At 35.6% G+C, this 19,826-nt stretch carries 21 protein-coding genes; 4 read left to right on the plus strand and 17 right to left on the minus strand.

The features are described 5' to 3' along the window. Positions 1-124: 124 nt before the first annotated feature. From adhP to ABEB18_RS14860, 4 genes are all read right to left on the minus strand, one after another. Entirely contained in the window at positions 125-1,132 is a 1,008-nt protein-coding gene (gene adhP, locus ABEB18_RS14845; RefSeq protein WP_348800104.1) for an alcohol dehydrogenase AdhP, read from the minus strand. Positions 1,133-1,509: 377 nt separating this feature from the next. Continuing rightward, positions 1,510-1,920: a hypothetical protein gene (locus ABEB18_RS14850; protein ID WP_348800105.1), complete on the minus strand. Its 411-nt coding sequence runs from the start codon at positions 1,918-1,920 to the stop codon at positions 1,510-1,512. Between the two features lie 764 nt (positions 1,921-2,684). Then, the gene (locus ABEB18_RS14855) at positions 2,685-2,963 is read right to left on the minus strand and encodes a DNA-binding protein (protein ID WP_348800106.1); all 279 of its coding nucleotides are present in this window, start codon (positions 2,961-2,963) and stop codon (positions 2,685-2,687) included. A 510-nt stretch (positions 2,964-3,473) separates the two neighbouring features. Beyond that, a complete protein-coding gene (locus ABEB18_RS14860; RefSeq protein ID WP_348800107.1) occupies positions 3,474-3,686 on the minus strand; it encodes a Fic family protein in 213 nt (70 codons plus the stop codon). A 755-nt stretch (positions 3,687-4,441) separates the two neighbouring features. On the opposite strand from ABEB18_RS14860, the gene ABEB18_RS14865 reads away from it, so the two are divergent. The 3 genes from ABEB18_RS14865 to ABEB18_RS14880 all read left to right on the plus strand — a co-directional run bounded on the left by ABEB18_RS14865 (position 4,442) and on the right by ABEB18_RS14880 (position 7,283). After that, positions 4,442-4,834 (plus strand): single-stranded DNA-binding protein, encoded by a 393-nt coding sequence (locus ABEB18_RS14865; protein ID WP_348800108.1) that lies wholly within the window; start codon positions 4,442-4,444, stop codon positions 4,832-4,834. A gap of 42 nt (positions 4,835-4,876) precedes the next feature. Continuing rightward, complete coding sequence (locus ABEB18_RS14870) at positions 4,877-5,950, plus strand: DUF932 domain-containing protein (RefSeq protein ID WP_348800109.1); 1,074 nt, start codon at positions 4,877-4,879, stop codon at positions 5,948-5,950. A gap of 868 nt (positions 5,951-6,818) precedes the next feature. Further along, positions 6,819-7,283 (plus strand): JAB domain-containing protein, encoded by a 465-nt coding sequence (locus ABEB18_RS14880; RefSeq protein WP_348800110.1) that lies wholly within the window; start codon positions 6,819-6,821, stop codon positions 7,281-7,283. A gap of 90 nt (positions 7,284-7,373) precedes the next feature. Here the strand turns inward: ABEB18_RS14880 and traN are convergent, their stop codons facing one another. The 10 genes from traN to ABEB18_RS14930 are packed head-to-tail and all read right to left on the minus strand — an operon-like array spanning position 7,374 to position 15,786. Beyond that, complete coding sequence (traN, locus tag ABEB18_RS14885; RefSeq protein WP_348800111.1) at positions 7,374-8,261, minus strand: conjugative transposon protein TraN; 888 nt, start codon at positions 8,259-8,261, stop codon at positions 7,374-7,376. A 25-nt stretch (positions 8,262-8,286) separates the two neighbouring features. Beyond that, complete coding sequence (gene traM, locus ABEB18_RS14890; protein WP_348800112.1) at positions 8,287-9,603, minus strand: conjugative transposon protein TraM; 1,317 nt, start codon at positions 9,601-9,603, stop codon at positions 8,287-8,289. Positions 9,604-9,654: 51 nt separating this feature from the next. After that, entirely contained in the window at positions 9,655-9,876 is a 222-nt protein-coding gene (locus ABEB18_RS14895) for a nitrogen regulatory IIA protein (RefSeq protein WP_348800114.1), read from the minus strand. Between the two features lie 19 nt (positions 9,877-9,895). Continuing rightward, positions 9,896-10,354 (minus strand): hypothetical protein, encoded by a 459-nt coding sequence (locus ABEB18_RS14900; protein WP_348800115.1) that lies wholly within the window; start codon positions 10,352-10,354, stop codon positions 9,896-9,898. Beyond that, positions 10,335-10,958, minus strand: a complete 624-nt coding sequence (gene traK / locus ABEB18_RS14905) for a conjugative transposon protein TraK (protein ID WP_348800116.1) — start codon at positions 10,956-10,958, stop codon at positions 10,335-10,337. Before traK ends, ABEB18_RS14900 begins: the two co-directional genes overlap by 20 nt. 25 nt (positions 10,959-10,983) lie before the next feature. Beyond that, entirely contained in the window at positions 10,984-11,976 is a 993-nt protein-coding gene (traJ, locus tag ABEB18_RS14910) for a conjugative transposon protein TraJ (RefSeq protein WP_348800117.1), read from the minus strand. Between the two features lie 2 nt (positions 11,977-11,978). Further along, positions 11,979-12,611, minus strand: coding sequence for a DUF4141 domain-containing protein (locus ABEB18_RS14915; RefSeq protein WP_348800118.1), 633 nt, complete (start codon positions 12,609-12,611; stop codon positions 11,979-11,981). Positions 12,612-12,638: 27 nt separating this feature from the next. Beyond that, positions 12,639-15,143, minus strand: coding sequence for a TraG family conjugative transposon ATPase (locus ABEB18_RS14920; RefSeq protein WP_348800119.1), 2,505 nt, complete (start codon positions 15,141-15,143; stop codon positions 12,639-12,641). Next, entirely contained in the window at positions 15,140-15,469 is a 330-nt protein-coding gene (locus tag ABEB18_RS14925) for a DUF4133 domain-containing protein (protein ID WP_348800120.1), read from the minus strand. Before ABEB18_RS14925 ends, ABEB18_RS14920 begins: the two co-directional genes overlap by 4 nt. An 11-nt stretch (positions 15,470-15,480) precedes the next feature. Next, complete coding sequence (locus ABEB18_RS14930; RefSeq protein ID WP_348800121.1) at positions 15,481-15,786, minus strand: DUF4134 domain-containing protein; 306 nt, start codon at positions 15,784-15,786, stop codon at positions 15,481-15,483. Between the two features lie 274 nt (positions 15,787-16,060). Here ABEB18_RS14930 and ABEB18_RS14935 point away from each other — a divergent pair, with 274 nt between their 5' ends. Continuing rightward, positions 16,061-16,582, plus strand: a complete 522-nt coding sequence (locus ABEB18_RS14935; RefSeq protein WP_348800122.1) for a hypothetical protein — start codon at positions 16,061-16,063, stop codon at positions 16,580-16,582. Between the two features lie 87 nt (positions 16,583-16,669). Here the strand turns inward: ABEB18_RS14935 and ABEB18_RS14940 are convergent, their stop codons facing one another. Genes ABEB18_RS14940 through ABEB18_RS14950 form a run of 3 tightly spaced genes read right to left on the minus strand, consistent with a single transcriptional unit; the run spans position 16,670 to position 19,823 of the window. Beyond that, a complete protein-coding gene (locus ABEB18_RS14940) occupies positions 16,670-18,523 on the minus strand; it encodes an Eco57I restriction-modification methylase domain-containing protein (RefSeq protein WP_348800123.1) in 1,854 nt (617 codons plus the stop codon). Positions 18,524-18,526: 3 nt separating this feature from the next. Next, on the minus strand, positions 18,527-19,159 hold the full coding sequence (locus tag ABEB18_RS14945; protein WP_348800124.1) for an HNH endonuclease: 633 nt from the start codon (positions 19,157-19,159) through the stop codon (positions 18,527-18,529). Beyond that, on the minus strand, positions 19,140-19,823 hold the full coding sequence (locus ABEB18_RS14950) for a response regulator (RefSeq protein WP_348800125.1): 684 nt from the start codon (positions 19,821-19,823) through the stop codon (positions 19,140-19,142). Before ABEB18_RS14950 ends, ABEB18_RS14945 begins: the two co-directional genes overlap by 20 nt. Positions 19,824-19,826: the final 3 nt, after the last annotated feature.

Below are 19,826 nucleotides of genomic sequence, written 5' to 3' on the forward strand. Positions count from 1 at the left end.
AAATCTTTAGGAAGTTATTTTAAACTAATTTTTACGAACAAAACTAATTTAACTTTAAGAAAAACTCTGTGCGTTTTGTCACACTATCTTATAAATATTCAACTCTAAGCTTTTTAAGCACCTATTAAATCGAAATCACAATACGCCCTTCAATTTGTCCTTTCTCCATTTTTTCAAAAATAGCATTGATGTTTTCAATTTTATCCATAGTATAATGCGTTTTAACTTTTCGATCAGCAGCAAACTGTAGTGCCTCTTCTAAGTCTAATCGTGTACCTACAATAGAACCTCTAATTGTTTTTCTAGATAAAACCGTATCAAAAATAGGAAGCGGAAAATCACCTGGTGGTAATCCAACCAAACTCATCGTTCCTTTTCTTGCCAGCATACCAAGTCCTTGTGCAAATGATGAAGTTCCTACAGCAGTTATCAAAACACCTTCAGCACCACCAAGAGATGCCAACTTTTCAACTGGATCTTCCGTTTTTGCGTTAATCGTAATCGATGCTCCTAATGATTTTGCTAATTTTAACTTATTATCATCAATATCAACAGCAATAACAATCATTCCCATAGCAATAGCATATTGAACTGCCAAGTGTCCTAACCCTCCAATACCTGAAATCACCACATATTGCCCTGGTTTTACCTCAGTTTCTTTAAGACCTTTATAAACGGTAACCCCTGCACACAAAATTGGAGCAACTTCTTCAAAACCTAAATTATCTGGGATTTTACCTACGTAATTTGGGTCTGCTAAAACATATTCTGCAAAACCACCATTTACGCTATAACCTGTATTTTCTTGTTCCTTACAAAGTGTTTCCCAACCACTCTTACAGTATTTACAATGACCACAAGCAGTGTACAACCAAGGCACACCTACACGATCACCAACCTTTACCGACGTCACGCCTTCGCCAATTTCATCCACAAAACCCACGCCTTCATGCCCTGGAATAAATGGCAGTGTGGGTTTGACTGGCCAATCTCCATGTGCTGCATGCAAATCGGTATGACACACTCCACAAGCTTCAATTTTAACAATAATTTTTCCTGGTTCAATTTTTGGTTTTTCCACCTCGATAACTTCCAAAGGAACACCAAATTCTTTAACTACAGCTGCTTTCATAATTTGATATGTTTAAAAATTATTACTATTTTTTTTATGCTTAATTGTAAATTTACTAAATAAAATTAGACAATCCCAGTCTTTTTAGACTATCTTTTTATTATCAAATCACTGATAATTAGATGATTTATAAACTATAATTTATCATATAAATTATAATTTATCATATAAATAAAGAATAAGCAACACATCAAAACCTTATAAAAGACAATATGGTATTATCACGTTCTAACTCAAAAACTGTGATAAAACTAAAATTCATTTACATTTTTCACCAATCGATATTATTGTTTTGGTTCTAAATAAAAAAAGGCTATCCGTACTTTTCGGAAAGCCCTTTTGATTTCAAATTAAAAATTTTATCATGATTTAAGAAATCAATTATTGTTTACTGGTTTCAAAATAAAACTATTATCAAATTTAATTGTATTTGGCAAATAATAAGGAATTCCTAATAAAATAGAAATCCGACCATTACCAACTTTGTAATTTTTACCCGATTTCAACAAAATAAAAGGTTTCGTTTTTTCATCACCTCCATAAGAAACATAAGTTAATTTCCCTTTCAAAGTATCACCTATTTTTTCTCCGCTAATTTTCCCAGAATCTTTTACTTTTTCATTTCCTCCATAAAACACTTCATAAGTACCATAGAATTTATCATCAGTTTCAACAAGATTCAAAGTTGCAACATCAGGACCATATTTCCCTTGAAATTTATAAATTAAATTACCCTCTTTTCTACAAGAAAAAAAGATAAAAACACAAATCAAAAATATTTTTTTCATACATACTCCTTTGATTAGCAAATTACAAAAACACAACAAACTAATTTGTTTTACAAGAAACTATTTAAATTTATTTGACACAAAGATTTTGTTTGTGTCAACGAGTGTGTCAAAAATCCTTTCTGGAACAGTATTCATATGATTAAAATAAAAAGTTAAAAAATAAAAAAAGCGCACTATACTTGGGCTTACGACCTGTATGTGCACTTTATTTTTTAGCTATTTTAGCCACTTTGTGAACGCAGAAGGATTCGAACCTTATCGGTTAAATCCGTACCAACTCTATATTTTCAGCAATTTCAAAACCGTTATTCCACAATTCTGCCACACTTTTAAAGTGCTTCTAAAAAACTTATTTAAGTGATTTTTGACAATTGTAATTCATTGACAAATATAATTAATCTACAGTCTGTATCAAATGATTTTTTTTTATTTTTATCATAAATAAAAAAGAGGCAATCTCAAATATTTGGGATTACCTCTTTTTACAAAGTTTCACTTCACTTTTGTAACCTGGATGATAGGATGGCTTATACTTTAAATATCCTAAATCCTGAAGCTGTTTAAAATACTTATGATAAGTTGGCAGTGTGTTCACATGGGATAACTCCATAATCTTGCTTCTACTCACCGTTATCCTCCTCCTCTGCCCCTGCTTATACCCCAATCCTAGAATTGCGGTTAAAATGGCAAGATGCCAAATACTCAGTTTTGGATCATTCATATAATTTGACAAACATTCCATTATCCTTTTTCCATCAGAACTATTTTTTTTGCTCATCTTTAAAAAGTTTTTCTAGATCTTCTCTATTATAGTAATATGAACCAAGCACTTTCCTAAAGCGAACTTTCTGGGTTATTCTTAGAGTCTGTACCGACCCAGCAGATATATCCAAAAGTTTTCTAACTGACTTGGTTTTGATCCATTCAGGATGTATTGAATCTTTTCTTTCAAAATTAATCTCTCGAATTATAATTCGCACGTTATCCAATAATTGCAAACCAAACTGTCTTAAATCTTCTTTCGTTACAATCTCATTCATCGCATAATTTTATTTCAATTTTATATCATTAGAATCAATAACAAAAGTAATTCAACAACAAACCAACAATTATTCTAAGGCATTGAATGGCCTTTTTTGGCTTTAATTAGCCTTCTATTTTTAATAAAGAAAGTTTTTAAGGCTATTTTCTAAAACTCTTTTACTTTAAAAAAATATAATAAAATATAATCCATTGCCAGCGACTCCACAAAAAAGCCTTTAACATATTGTTATGAGTTTTGATATGTACACATTAAGAAGGCTATTGTGCATCCACGCAACTTAATTGCTTAATTCTCTTAAGACCGAAGGTGCTGCTAATTTTATTGAAAATTAAAATATCACCTAAATTATGGCTTTTACAAATCTTTTATATCTGATGCTGTTTAATTTCTTCTTTTTTATTTATTAAATCTCTCAACGTATCCAATGCAGTCAAACAGACAATAAAAACAAAATTTAATAATCTATACAACAACTTAACTCCAAAAAAAAAACAACAAATAGACTCTATTTTATTTTTATCTCTCCTCCATTTTTTGTTACTAAATATCTTTGTTTTGGATAATTATGACTGTCAGAATACTTCATTTTAATCACTTCAGCAACCAAAGCCAGCTCCAAATAATTTTCTCTAAAATTACCTTCGTGCTCTAATTCCTCTGCTTCTTGAATTTCTTTCCTACTCTTTCCACTCTCCATTACTTCCAACAGATTTCTCATTTCTACAGAAATATTACTATACTTCTGCGGCACTAGGTCTAAAGAGGATTGTTTTAAACTCTTTTTGTTGCTCGAAATTTGGTTCTGGAAGATTATTTTATTTTGCAATTCTCATTATATCAGCTGTTCCTGTACCAAGACGCTCAATATAACCTTTCAAATACAGTGGTTCCGCTAGAAGAGGATTGGCAGAGACAGAGGTTTTCATCTTGTTCACTAATTTTAATTGATTAAATCAATTACATCACTACCAACCATATTATAACATAGCCACATCTGATGTATAATCAATAACCCTATAAACAGTAGCTCTATCAAAAAATTAAACATCGATCTTGATAGATTATGCAATATTGTTGAAATTTTTCATATCAATAGAACCATTTCACCTTCTCTTCTTCTTTGCTTCCCTTTACTCTTTGTATTTCAAGACCTGTATGCTTTTGTCCCATTTCAAGAGCAAAGGTAACTCCGTGTTCTTAACGCAATAGCAAGGCCAGGTCCTGTGGATTTGCCAAAAAATCTCCACCCTTCCGGGTTGTATTTTTTTAACAAAACCTTGCTATTGCTAAACACTAACCTTTTTATGCTCATGAAACGAAACATAGCATACACTGACTCTTTAAACGAATAAAAAAAATGTCAGCAATGAAAAATAAAATATTGAAAACGGTAATGATGAAACAAAACAGCACCACCTCGTCATTGCCGAATAAATATAAAATCAAAAATTATTCACTAAAAAAGCAGAAATCATGAACATTACAGGAAGACTGACAAGGGATGCACAAGTACGTACGACCGCACAGGAAAAACAAGTAGTAAACTTTTCAGTAGCCGTTAATGACAGCTATCGCAACAAACAAGGCGAACGCATCGAGCAAACCACCTATTTTGACTGCTCTTATTGGATTTCTCCCAATGTAGCCAAGATACTAACCAAAGGCGCAATTGTCGAACTCCATGGCAGGGTAACTGCAAAGGCTTGGACAGCCTCTAACGGAGAAATAAAAGCGAGCCTGAATTTCAATACCTCCCAAATTAAACTCCATGGCAGTATTAAGAAATCGGAATTGGTTGAAAATTCGACAGAAACACAAAACAACACAATACCTCTGGAACAACCAAAGGACGACCTCCCATTTTAACAAATAACATCAAACATTTTTTAACCTTTAAAATCATTTATCATGGCACATAATATCAATTTCAACGAGCAAACAGGACATTATTCTTTCTTTAGCGTACAACAAAAAGCATGGCATGGCTTAGGCCAAATCGTACAACAATACCCAACAAGCGAAGAAGCTATAATACACGCAGGATTAGACTATGAAGTCGCTAAAAGTTCGCTATACACAAAAGGTTCTGGCATTATCGAAACCGCAAACGGTATTGAGATAGGCAACAGCGAATTGAATGTACCTAACTATTACGCTAACATACGTACCGATAACAATGCAGTATTGGGAGTTGTAGGTAAGGATTATCACATTGTACAAAACCGTGAAGCGTTCAATTTCTTTGATGCTATTGTAGGTGGTAATGAAGGTATTTTATATGAAACAGCAGGAGCGTTGGGCAATGGCGAACGCATATTTATCACGGCAAAACTACCTAATTATATCCGTGTTGGCAATGGCGATGATGTAACGGAAAAGTACATTTTCTTAACCACCTCACACGATGGAAGCGGAAGCATTACAGCCGCTTTTACTCCTATTCGTATCGTATGTCAAAATACCCTTAACGCTTCGCTTCGTAATATGAGCAATGTGGTACGTATCAAACATACCTCGGGAGCAAAACAACGTTTGGACGACGCGCACAAGGTTATGGGATTGGCAAATATGCTAAGTACTCAGTTAGAAAGTATTTTCAATGAATGGACAAAAGTAAAGGTGACAGATAGGGAAATAAGAAAGCTAATCCAGTTGGCTCTTTGCCCGAACAAAGAAACATTGGATTTACTTAAAAAGGGGGCTGAAGATGAAGTTTCCACCGTGTTTAAAAACACCGTCGAAGATGCCTTTGCCTACGCTATGACAAGCGACACCCAACAAATGGACACCACCAAAGGTACATTGTTCGGGGCGTACAATGCTGTGACAGGCTACTATCAAAATGTACGCAATTACAAAAACGATGAAGCCAAATTGCAGAGTATTGTAATGGGTGGAACAGCACAAATGAAATCGCAAAAAGCATTTGATCTGTGTACTTCTTTTGAAACAGACGGAGCGGGAATTTTAAACCTTAATTAAAAAATATAGGCTACCGCTTTTAATGGAGGTAACCTTACAAAACAACAGCTATTTGTTACCTAGGAATTTGGCCAACTACTGAAACAGCCCGAAGAGCAAGACGACACGCTAAGTTACTCCCTTGCCGAAGCATTAGAAAAACGAGATATATTTATCAATTCATCATTGGAACAAATGGGATTCTCCCTATTATTGGGTTTGTTTCGTAATGGGTTGATACCTTACAGGGATTCTTCCAAAATTTGAAAGATTTTAGTACCCATCCCATAAAAGTCGGCGCGCAAAAAGTCAACCCTTCCGATGGTCGGGACGACTTTTTGCGATTAATTAGGAGCAACCTATTTGACAAAAATGTCCGTTTGTTCCATTTTATCAAAAAGGTTACAATTTATATTGTGGGCTATCTGATATAGCCAAAAATCATTTCTTTAGGCTTTCTTTATTTTCACATGACCCTTTAAGAATTAGGATGTAATTATAAAACAACACAAACTTATATCCATCTTGATACTGATTCCTTCTCCTATCAAATAAACTATTCACTCACCATTCACCCAATTATGGAAATGGTTTTAATTGATTAAAATTAGACAATCAACTACACACGAATTTACAACCTAACAACCAATTGAAATAATTCCTTCCAATTTTTTTTAGATTACAAACACTTTGAATTAAAACTTTTAACAGTATAATCGCATGCTATAATTAATTTGTCGTCACAAAGTTAGGGCTGTGACTGCAGGGCGCTTGCAAAAAATTCCCCCATAAATGCGAGGATTGTATCCTCACTTTATTGCGTTGCTTTTTGCGCTTGCTCGCCACAGCCCCATTGCTGTTCCATAATTAATCTTAAATACTGGAAATCATGGAAACACAAAATCAAAACTGGCAAAGCGTATCGGAAATCGAACTTATCTACAAAACAAAAGTAAAAGCTTCTGAAAGACCACAAATCAAATGCTCCCGTGATGCATACAAACTGGTTTTATCAACTTGGGATTCTAACAAAATTGAATTCTTTGAGCAATTCAAAGTATTACTGCTTAATCAAGCCAATAAAGCACTTGGAATATATGAGCTTTCCTCCGGAGGTATTACTGGTACCGTTGCCGATTTACGCCTTATTTTCGCAGCAGCCCTAAAAGCAAATGCTACAGCTCTAATGATAATTCATAACCATCCTTCTGGTCAGCTTAAATACTCAGAAGCTGACAATTGTATAACCAAAAAAGTAAAAGAAGCGGGAAAACTGCTTGATATTGCACTTTTGGATTCGCTTATTATCACTCCTGAATCCTACTACTCTTTCGCAGATGAGGGCACTTTATAGACCTCATTATTATTAATGATTAAAAAAGCCATCGTTTCTACTAGAACGACGGCTTTTCTTTTTTAATTCTTTAAAATCCAATTTCAATAATTAAAGCTGCATTTCATTTATTAAGCGGGCTTTAATTAAATCGGAATTTTTTACCCGAAGCATTTGATTCCTACCACCATTTTTTTCAAAAATCTCAATCAGCAAAATCTTGTCTTCTGAAAGGGTAAACTGGTCTAGCAAAAAAACGTTTTGGTCAGTCCTATTACCACCAATAGCTGCCAGAGGCTTATAATCTCTTAGCGGTATCACGGGTCTCTCTTGGAGCACAGTACGCTTGGCCGTCTTTTTATCTACAACCTTGAACTTGATATAATCAATCTGAAAAGGAACATTGGTACTGTTCTTTACTTCTGTATGAAAATAATATTTATCCCTGTAAATATAAATACCCTTTAACATAAATTCGATGCCGAATCTCTTGGCTTTAATATGTTTAATAACAGACTCATTCTTGCTGTAAATAGTTTCCATCCACAAGCTCGTCAAAGAAGGAGGATTATTTCCTAATGCATCAAAAAGTACCTCATTCCTGTTATCACCTTCTACTATTTCCTTCCTTGTGTACAGGTTATAACTTAATGCCTCGGGAGAGGAACTGTAACACACATTAAAACAGTAAAAATGTCTGTCGTCCGTAATTACTGAGAAGTTGGTTTCTGGTTCAAAATTCTTTACCGAAGCTTTTACGCGAAGCACATTTTCCGCCTCATCTGCTTTCCCTGCAATCAAGTATTCACTGCCCAAATCCACATAACGGATAGCGGTCGGAAAAATCAGGTGCGAAGTTTTATCATAGGTAACTTCGATACTGTACGGTTCTATTTTGCCTAAGCTAAGTGTCGTTCTAACACTGTCCTGCGCAAAAGCCAATACTGCAAAGCTGAATGTAAAGGCAAATGCCCAAAAGGTTTTTAAATATTTTTTCATTGTTTTTCTTTATTAGCATTCAACATTATTTTTTGGAAACTAGAAAAACCTGATACCCTGCCTTTAGGGTAAGTTTTGTCGTTTTTATCTTTTTGGAGAAATAGCCAGAAATGCCTTGTACCACACCACGGCTAAGGTCTGCGGCCACCTGCTGTCCCGCTGATTGCGTTAGCATCACGCTTGTTCCCGAAGTCTGGCTCATATTGCCAGCCATTTCCGTAAGGGCATTCATTTCCTGTGAATAGGGAACGTACAGCCCCTGTTGTCCATCGATATCATAAATGGCTATATCTACTGGAATAATATTGCCATTTAGTTCTATTGAACTAACTTTTAGCTGTAAACGTCCCCCTTGAAATTTACCTATTGCAGTAATTATCGTCCCTTTAGGAATAGTGTGGTTGGGAGTTTGGGCAGGTTCCAATAATCGCAAACGCACTCCACTTTCACCTATAATAGTCTGTGTTTTCTCTATACAGGCTTTCACACTGTTTTTGGTCTGTTTCACTTGTTTTGCAGCACCCGCAGTATAAAAATCACTGTTCCTTTTTTCACTCCAATCATTCAAGAAAATACTATCCGAAATGCCCCTATGCAAATTCGACACGGCCTTTTTACTTGTAGGACTAAATGCCTCAAAATATTCTATTTTTGAATTTGAAACAGAATTACGGTCAACAGTACTGTCAATATTTACGGACTGCCCTTTATTTGTTCCCGAAGGGAAATACTTTGAAGCCATCTGATACGATTTTTCCATCAAAGCCAATTGATCTGTTACCGTAACATTTTTAGGCACGTCATTTTCAGCCAGCTTTTCCTTTAGTTCGTCCACTTGTTTGCGGAGCCCTATTGTTTCAGAATTATCATCCTGATAAAAGGAACTTAACGTTCTTTGCGTATTTCGATAACCTTTTAATGCGGAGTTACCATATCTTCTGTTACCATTACTATCATTCTCTTGCTCCTCAGACCTTTCATCTGACGGTACCTCATCTTCCTTAGAATTCCAGTAATCCGAAAGCGTTACCAATGCATGTCTCTTTTCCTCTTCTTTCTGTTCCAACATTTCCTGCTCATAAGCCTTTTGCTTTGCAGATTGCATTACCGTGACAGAAGCCTGCGGTACGGATTCGTTCAAACCAATGTTCTCGATTTCCTTTTTATCGGGTGACGGCTTAAAAATCAAATACATACAACCCATAAAAACTATCCCCATCAAACCGAATATCAATGGTTTTTTCAGTCTTTCCCTAATGCTCTTTTGATCTTCGAACCGATTTGATGATTTACTTTGATCGCTCCCCTCAACGAGGATGCTTACATTTTTCTTCTCTTTCATAAAACTTATTTTTAAGCTTGTTCATTATTATATCCTACATCAAATAAAACTTTACTTCTTTTCGAAAACAGGATTCCTGATATGCTCAATAACCATATTATTGTCTGGTTTTGAAGTATCGTATCCTACTTTTAAAATAACTGCAATTGTAAGTAGTAAGTAAACAGTAAAAAAGTACAGCGTATATTGATACTGTTTTCGAATTGGCAATATCCGCCAACGGTCATCTAACCTTTCAAAGTATCTGTTTATATTTGCCCTTATTTTTTTCATAGTCTTACAATTAATATTGTTATAACTTGAAACGCTTTAGACTTTTTTCTTCCTTTTGCTTTAACTCTTCACTGACCAATGCTATTACTTCCACTGCTCGGGGTACTGATGCTATAGAAAGACCTGTCAGATTTATTTTTTTTAGTAGCTGCCCAAATCCATCCTTTTTTTCCACTTCCATTCTGTTGATAGAAAATTTGTCGTCTAAACATTTTACCCACATATTGCATTGTACTCGAGGCGAATCTTCTCCCGACCATTGCAAATAACTTGTGAGCAACAAATCCTGCTTAAGCAAACTGTCTGTTCCTTTATCGCAGCTTTCGAGGTATTCACCTATACTGTCTTTTAGCTTTCCGGGATACACCCCTTGTGTATGGAAATAACCGCTATAACCTTTGTCGATGAGTAATTTCGCGAATGTGTTTAAATCCAATAGTGCTTCCATAGAATTGTTTTTAACGTTCGATAACTTCAATATCCTTGTTTTCAACCACCGAAAACTTTTCTATGTTAAACCCTTGAGGGTTGGTGTCAGAACGAACAGAGTTCACGAGATAGCATGAAGTAATAAGGTTACGTTTAGTTACATTACTCGAACGGATGATGAATTGTTTGGCGTAAGTACGAATTGCATAAGGATAGTTGTCGAAATTGCACGAAACACTATCCACTTCGATACGCTGCTGAACATTACCCGATATGATACGATTGTAATAGCCTTTTTCAGAAAGGTCTTTGTAATAATCAAAGGCACTTTTATCAGCAAGGTTAAAAGCACGTTCCATATTGCTTTCAATTGCACTTTTGTCTGGTGCCAATGTAAAGAACAGTTCGTGAAAACGTCTGATATGTTCTCTTGCTTCAACAGGACGATTGATATTCGCATCTTGTGACAAGGCAAGCATCAGAGATTTACCATTGTCCAGCACATAGATTTTTTTACGTTGTACTTCTGCAAAATGATAGGATTGCCTGATGGAATATCCCGTGATACCTGCGCAGAGTACAACAAATATTATCGCGTACAATCGTATCTGACTAAAGCTGTTTTCTATATTTCTTAGCGTTTTAAATTCCATTTTTCTTATGATTATTCATTTTACGTTATTTGAGTAGCTGACCTCCAATATTCCCAACTGCTGAACCTGCCCCTGCTCCAGCTATGTTTCCAGCTTTCATGGCAGTTTGGTTTACATTGCGTGTAAAATTTCCCGCTCCACCAGCCTGGATAATCCAACCCGTTACTGTCGGAACAGTAAAATAGCCCACAATACCAATTATCATAAAAATGATGTACACGGTATTGGAAGTATCCGGGATGTAGGTGGGATCAGACAACATTTCGATATCCCGTTCCATGATCAGCGATTGAATCCTCGCCAGCATCGAACTGAAAAGATCTGCAACAGGCAACCATAAATACACACTTATATACCTAGTAAACCATTGTGTGAGCGTGGCCTGAAAACCATCCCATACCGAAATTGCGAAAGCTATAGGTCCAAGTATTGAGAGGACTATCAGAAAAAAAGTGCGTATGGTATCAATAACAAGCGCAGCTGCCTGAAAGAGTATTTCTAAAAGATTCCGAAACCAGTCCTTCATAGCCTTTTCTATCTGATAAGCCTGCCGGTCCATATACATCCCAGCCATTGTCCCGATATCGGAAGGAGACCACCCCAGTTCCTCTAATTTCTTGTCGAACGCTGAATCAGATACCATATAGGCTGTTTCGGGATTTCTTACCATGGCTTCATATTCCAATTGATCTTTCTGCTCCTGCAACATGTTTAGGTCAAGAACCTGATCTTCGAGTATGGCATGCGTCCCTGTTACAATAGGACTTAAAATTGCGTTAATACTTCCCAGAACAATAGTTGGAAAAAACATGATACAAAGCCCCAAAGCAAAAGGACGCAACATCGGAAACACATCTATAGGTTCGGCGCGACTCAGTGCCTGCCAAACCTTTAATGCCACATAGAACAAAGCTCCCAATCCCGCCAAACCTTTAGCAACTGCAGCCATATCTCCCACAAGGGGCATCATATCATCATACAAGGAACGAAGGACTTCATGAAGATTATTCCCTTCCATGCTTACCAGTACTTTTGGTTAGATGTCCCATAAAGTTCAAGGACTCTTTGGGAATCATTTTTCTTTTTGGATCTCAAATAACTCACCGAAATATTCTTATTATTATAATAGCGTACCAAACTGTGATAATCCTTAACTTCTTTGTATACCCTGTCGATAATATCCATACGCTCCTTGTCATTTAAAGAAAGACTCGATGAGGTGACAATCTGTTTGAGTTCTTTGAGTAGTTCGGTACTCTCCCCCAGCAATGCCGAATAACCATTACCAATGGCCACCAATTCCTGTGGTGTAAAATTTGGATCGTTTATCATCTTACCAAAATTCTTCACATACATATCCGACACATCTCCAACCAAGAGTACCGTTTGCTGTACCTTGCGAGCATCTTTCACCAGATTGTTTATAGCTTTCAGTTTATCATAGTATTCTTTACCTTGGTTATATACCTTTTCCACTTCCTTAAAATTCTTTATGACATTACTCACTGTCGAGGAAGTCTGTACAATTTCATTGGCACTGTTGAGAATCCCAGATGCCAAGTTAGTGGGATCGGTTACTACCCATTGGGCTTTTACTGAAGGTGCTGTGGCAAACATAAATGTCACACACACCAGACTTAAAATCTTTGTCATTATTTTTAAAATTTAAATTGTTATTTATTATTGATTTGATTTATCACGCCGCTGATTAGCCATATGTTTGATGGCCAGTTCTACATTGCCGTCCAATTCAGAAGCCAGCTCCATCACTTCCATTTTTTCAGTTTCTTCAGTGGTATATGCCATATATTCCTCCAAACTAACTTCAGTGGCATACACTGCAGAGTGCGTGCCTCCCAAGCCTATCCAAACTTCTTTGTACAGACGACTTGCGTCGTTGTTCATGTTGATGGAAAGCACCTGTGCTTTTTCCTTGTCGGTAAGTCCCAACATCGCCTGTATATCATCAAACTTGTTCATGTACTTGCGCTGGTCAAGCAGAATCTTACAATCAGAGTTATTGATGATACTTTCTTTGACAATAGGCGACTGAATGATATCATCTACCTCCTGTGTTACTACGATAGCCTCGCCGAAAAACTTCCTAACCGTTTTGAAGAGATATTTTATATATTCTGCCATTCCCTCCTTGGCAATGGCTTTCCAAGCTTCTTCAATCAGGATGAGTTTACGGATTCCTTTTAACCTACGCATCTTGTTAATGAACACCTCCATGATGATGATAGTTACGATTGGAAAAAGGATTTTGTGATCTTTGATGGCATCAATTTCAAATACTATGAAACGTTTGGACAACAAGTCTAGCTGTTTGTCAGAGTTGAGCAGGTAATCGTACTCCCCTCCTTTATAATAAGGTTCCAGTACGTTCAGGAAATTGGCAATGTCAAAGTCTTTTTCCCGAACCTGCTTTTCTTCCAATATCTTATAGTAATCCCATTGTACATACTCATAAAAGCCATTGAAAGATGGGTATGAATCATCCTGTTTGATACGTTCGATATAACCGCTTACCGCATTCGATAATGCCACTTCTTCGGAACGGGTTGGTGGTTCGTCATCACGTTTCCATAAGGTTATTATCAGTGTTTTTATGCTTTCTCGTTTTTCTATGTCGAAAATACCGTCATCCGTATAGAAAGGATTAAAGGCAATAGGATTGTCTTCTGTGTAAGTGAAATAAACCCCATCTTCACCTTTGGTTTTTCCTTTAATCAATTCACACAACCCCTGATAAGAGTTACCTGTGTCAACAAGCAGTACGTGCGCACCTTGCTCATAGTATTGCCTAACCATGTGGTTGGTAAAAAACGATTTACCAGAACCTGACGGCCCTAATATAAACTTGTTACGGTTCGTGATAATACCACGCTTCATTGGTAAATCCGATATATCTAAATGAATCGGCTTTCCTGTCAATCGATCGGACATCTTGATACCGAAAGGCGATGGAGAATTGGTATAGTTTGTTTCCTCTGTAAAGAAGCATAGTGCTGGTTCAATGAAAGTGTAAAAACTTTCTTCACTGGGAAAATCACCTGCATTGCCCGGCATTCCTGCCCAATATAAAGTGGCGACATCAGTAGTATTGTGGCGGGGCTTGCATTCCATTAGTGCCAAGGCACTTCCGCAATCGTTCTTCAACTGTTTCAGTTCCGCTGGGTCTTCCGACCAGGCCACAATATTAAAGTGTGCCCTAACAGAAGACAACCCAAAACTATGCGCTTCGTTAAGGTAACGCTCAATCCATTCTTTATTGATTTGATTGGCACGGCTATAACGAGCCAGTGAGTGCATATTCCTAGCGGACTTTTCAAACTTTTGCAGGTTATCTTCACTGTTATCCAAAAACAGATATTGATTATAGATGTGATTGCAGCTCAAGAGTAAGCCCACTGGAGCGGCGAATGACAAACGGCAGTCGCTTCGGTCGGTGGATAATTTTTCGTAACGGGTATCTACCGATACCGTTGATGGTAGGTCATCCGTATCGGATAAGGTATGTAAGCACAATCTTTTATTGCCGATGCGCACCTCTTCCGCTCCAAGTACAATATCCTGCATAGGGGTTCCTGCTTCCCTTGACAGCGTGAGATACTGCTCCAACAGCCCTTGTTTACCATCCGTTCCAACAATATCTTCTTCCGTCAGGCGTTGCAGTTTTATAAATCCGCTATCGTTCACTATACGTTCAAACTGCGCAACTGCTTCCATAAAACGGTGTACCACCTCTTTATCCCTTATTTCCTTTGGTATCAATACACCTTTACAAAGCGAACTGAAGTTGCTCTGTGTACGCATTCTTTCCTTAGTAGTCTTGGTCAGGAAGAGGTAGCAATAATGATTTAGAAAAGGACGTTCGTTGAAATGACCCTGGTAAGACTTTGCCAAAAAACTCAAGTCTTCATTTTCCAACTCCGGAGCATAGCTTTCCTTCAAATACCAATCTTGCTTGTGTACTACCGTATAGTCTGGTAAAGTCTTAATAGCTTTAAACCAAGCGGAATGAACAGCTTCGTATTCTGCAGAACCTACGGTAAAGAGTTCTGGCAAACGCACTTCAAAACAGGCAGTAATGTCTGCATCTTTGGAAAGAATACAATTGTTCTCTACTGCCAATAGTGGAAACTTACTTTCCAATGTGGTGGTCTTTGCTACATTTCTCATACTACATTCCATTTAGGAGTACACTTTATGTGGCGACGTACCGATTTGCGACAGATGATATAACGAGGGTGTCGCTTTCTGGAGGCTAACTTCATTAGACCATACTCCCCGTACTTTTTGTTCAACGAAAAAGTTTGCCAAACAATTAGTGAAGCCAAACCTGCTCCTAAAAACAAACAGATGTAAGAATTAGCCCCAGCCATATAAAGTATCATGACCAGTATAAGTGTTCCGAGCAATCCACCTGCAAAAATGAACAAGTATTGTGCTTTCAGTCCTTGAAATTCTACCATTCTTCCAATCCCTTTATTGATATTGTACTTCATAAGGCGGAAGATTAAAGGAAGAATGAACGCAAGATAGTAGCCGCAACAATTAAGAAAATACAAGCACCAAACCAGCTTGCAGCCGTCTTGCTTGTATCGGGATCACCTGAACTGAATTTGCCATACACTTTAACGCCTCCTATAAGGCCCACCACCGCACCAATGGCGTAAATAAGCTGTGTAGCAGGATCAAAATAAGAAGTTACCATTTGAGTAGCTTCAGTGATACCTGCTGAGCCGTCTCCTTGTGCAAATGCACTAATTCCTGACAATATTGCCAGTGCTGTCAGCAAAACTTTTTTTCTTTGTTTTTCCATGATTTGAATGAATTAATTTGTTAGACATTCCTGTGCGTCGCAGGATTTTAGAACAAATATCTTATGGAATCAGGAACACATTAATGAATTGTCTTTAAGTGGTACTGTTTGGCAGAAGAAGACGTAATAATTTACTTTATACAATAAAAATCAAAGATTTGAGTAAATAAATACTTCATATATCGTAAATTGCAATATGCGATATATATAGATGAAAAGTTGCTTATTATAAAATTTATAGGTAATATTGCATATCGCAATATGAAATATCAGAATGGCACAAGCAAAAAATAATCTCAAACCGCAAGACATTGTAATTTTGTTAAAAATAATTGCACTGGGTGAAAAGCCTTGGTTTCATCATACTATTGCTGAAGAATTAGGCATGAGCCAATCTGAAGTAAGCCAATCTTTAAATCGTTCCAAATATGCAGGACTAATTGATGATACCCGAAAAAAAGTGAACAAAATTGCTTTTAACGAGTTTTTAATTCATGGTGTAAGCTATGCTTTTCCACAACAACCAGGAGCATTAGTCAGAGGAATTTTAACAGCTCATTCGGCGGAACCTTTGAATAAAATAATTCAGGCAACTGATAACTATGTTTGGCCGTATGCAAAAGGATCAGACCGTGGCCAGGCAATAGAACCTTTATACCCTACTCTCGTAACAGCTTCATTAAAAGATAAGGATTTATACGAATTATTAACCTTAGTCGATGCCATTAGAGTGGGAAGAGTAAGAGAAAAAGAAATAGCAAAACGAGAATTAGAAAAAAGAATATTGAATGCATAATAAAAACAAAACCACTATTTTCAATTGAAATTTAAAATAGTGGCTTAACTAAATGAGTAGTTTCTGTTTGCATATCCATAATTAATTTTAAACTAATTCGTCTCTTAATTGAACATCATAATATTCTTCCAAGAAAGCATCAATAATATTTTGATTAGGTTCATTGATTAAAAAATCAATATCATCTTCAGTAAAATTAGGAATACCAAAATTTTTGATATAAGTTCCATTTAAAGAATAATATTCAGATGAATAGGGTTTGCTTGTTGTTTTGATGTAATACCAAAATAGACGTGATTCTAAAATCTTTTTAATTAATAACATTTCATCTTTTGAATGCCCTATAATTGCCTGACCATTGTAAAACAATAAATCATCATCATTGCTAATTAAATAGCTTGGAGTTTTATCTGAAAATTTTGGAAAAAACAATTTGTTCCCAACTTTCTCCAAAGATTGGGTTCTTCCAAAAGCAAACCATTTCTCATATTTGCCTTTGCCTTTATCTCGTTTTGCTAATTCTTCCTGCTTTTTCTTCAGATACTTATAAGCAAAAGGAAATTTCTCTTTTAAAATTTCTTCTTCAAGAGCTTTAGGTTTAATTTCATCATTGTATGGAAACAAAACTTTTTCTTTTACTTCGTCGAAATCAATATCTCTACTCAATTTATTGGAGTTCAGTATATCTTTACAAATTCCTTTTTCTATAGGATACAAACTACCGTTCTGGAGATAATAAAATTCATTATCTTCTTTTACTGGCTTAAAAATATAAAGGTCATTTCTTAACGTTGCAATACCGTGTCTAGTTTTGTACTTTTCCCCGAAAGGTGTTCCCGTGGCTTCAATTCTTGAAATAATTTCATTATCATTTAGATTCCAGCCTTTTCTTGCATCAAGACTTACGTAATTTATTCTACTGTATTGATTTCTATTCGTTGGTAATTCTCTATCTATCGATTTATGATATTCAATATAATCTCTTTGCGTATTTTCTAAAAAGCAAATACAGGTATATGTACTTTTCGATTTAAATATCTGTTGGGTTCCAAAATCAATAATTTTAATAGATGTATTGTTTCTTTCAAAATAACCTCTTAAAGCTCTACCATTCAGACTTTTGAAAAAAGTATTCATTGTAATATATCCAAGAATACCATTAGGAGCTAAATTCTCATATCCAATTTGAAAAAAAGGAATATACAAATCCGGGTTCCCAGTAGCACAAACTTCCCAAAGCCTTACATTTTCTTTTGAATTCTCATCAAGATTACGAGCAGAAACATACGGAGGGTTTCCCACAATGATTTGAAATCCCTCAAAGTCTGGATAATGTTCTTCCCAACTAAAAAGTAAAGCGTCTCCTTGATGTAAATTAAAATGAAATTCTTCTACATCTTCTCCTTCAGATAAAGCCAATAATGACAGCAATAATCTACTTCGCGCTACTGAATATTGCTGAATGTCTAAGCCAAAGATCTGATTCTGAAAAATATGTTGATAAGTACTTCTTGTTCTTCTTCTCAGTTCTTTTGCTGCTGTATATAAAAATCCCGAACAACCACACGAAATATCTGCTATAGTAACTTCATTAAGAATATTTGCATTATTTCTGAACGTTTGACGTACTATATAGTCTCTTATATCAGAAGGTGTATATATCGCTCCGTTAATAATTCTATCCGATGGGGAAATAACAAACTCAAAGAGTTCAATCAATTTTTCAATACTAAAGTTTTCAATCGTATTTCTTACAATTTCTTTAAACTCATTTAATTTTTTTCTTTTTACTGATCGTTTTTGTGATATTGAATAATCTATAAGAAGTTTATTGTTTATAAGGTTTAATCCATTAATTTCAATAAAAGCAGACACAATGAGCTTATCCACTTCTAAAGGAAGTGTTGAATAGGACTCTAGATATTTAAAAATATTTTTCATTTATTACATAGTCTTATAATACTCATCTAACTCGTTTCGATATAGAAAGTATTTTAAGCCATATTCTTCTGATTTTTTTATAATGTTGTTATATTCTTCCGAACCTTTAGAATATTTTTTGGCTTCCAAGGTTAAAATCTCAATCGCTTTTCTTAGCTGATTCAATTCCCATAAAAGTTTAACTGCATAATCCCTTTCATCAAATTTAAATCCAATCTCAACCATCCATTTACCTAAATCTGTTAACCACCTAATACTTCCAGTATTTGTACGATACAAATGAATATCATAATCATTACTACAAGGATTTACAAAACCTTTATTATTTACATTGGGTATTGTTTCATCCTTAGATGGCCATTTACTAAGTTTCACGTTATTACAAAACTTACAGGAATAAACTAAATTGTCATATTGACATAACCCGATATTTCCTGTTTTTGAAAATAGTGATTTAGGTACAAAATGATCCACCTCAAACCAAGTATGACTAAACCCATCAAAAGAACCGCAATAGGCACAGTGTTTATGAAAATCTTCTCTTAAATCGGGTTTATGCTGTGACCAACCATCCCCAGTTGGATTTTTCGTAGGATTAGGTCTTCTTACTGGTAATTTATCCCTTACTTTCATCATTTCCGTTTTCTAATAATGATTTAATATATGCTTCCGCATCTTGCCTTGCTTTGGCAATTTTCTCCAAACTATCAATAGAAGTTAAGTTTTCAGGAGTCTCCATCATTCTCATTTTATCGAGACTTAGTAAATCTCTTTGAGTAGATAGTAGCAAGTTCTTTTCATCTACATTTAACTCATTTGTTTTCTCTTTTTCCAACAGTTCTGAAATGGTATCTTTTCTTTTTGATATGTGTTTCTTGTATTGTTCTATACTTTTAGTAAGAACATCAATAAAATGTTTGGTTTTAGGATGATCATCACCATTGTCACCAGGAAAGACAATCTCTTTATCAAAAATTATCTTGAGGTCGTCTACATCTGGCTCTGCCTGATCTGCCTTATTGGTAAAGATGATATGGGGGAAAAGAGGTTTCTTTTCATAAATTTCTCTCTCTACCTCATCACCATTAAAGGCAAGAATATTACCCTCTTTTAATCTAAAGTCAATCATTAATAAATCAATATCAGAGCTATATACTTGTTCCATTAACTCTTGCAAAGACATACCTTTAGTTATTTCATAACCAATAACTTTAAAACCGAAATTTTTCAGCTTCCTTCTATATAATTTAACCTGATTTATATCTTCGTCAATGTAACCTATTTTATATTTAACATCCATAGC

The organism is Flavobacterium adhaerens, from assembly GCF_040045115.1.
GTDB lineage: Bacteria > Bacteroidota > Bacteroidia > Flavobacteriales > Flavobacteriaceae > Flavobacterium > Flavobacterium adhaerens.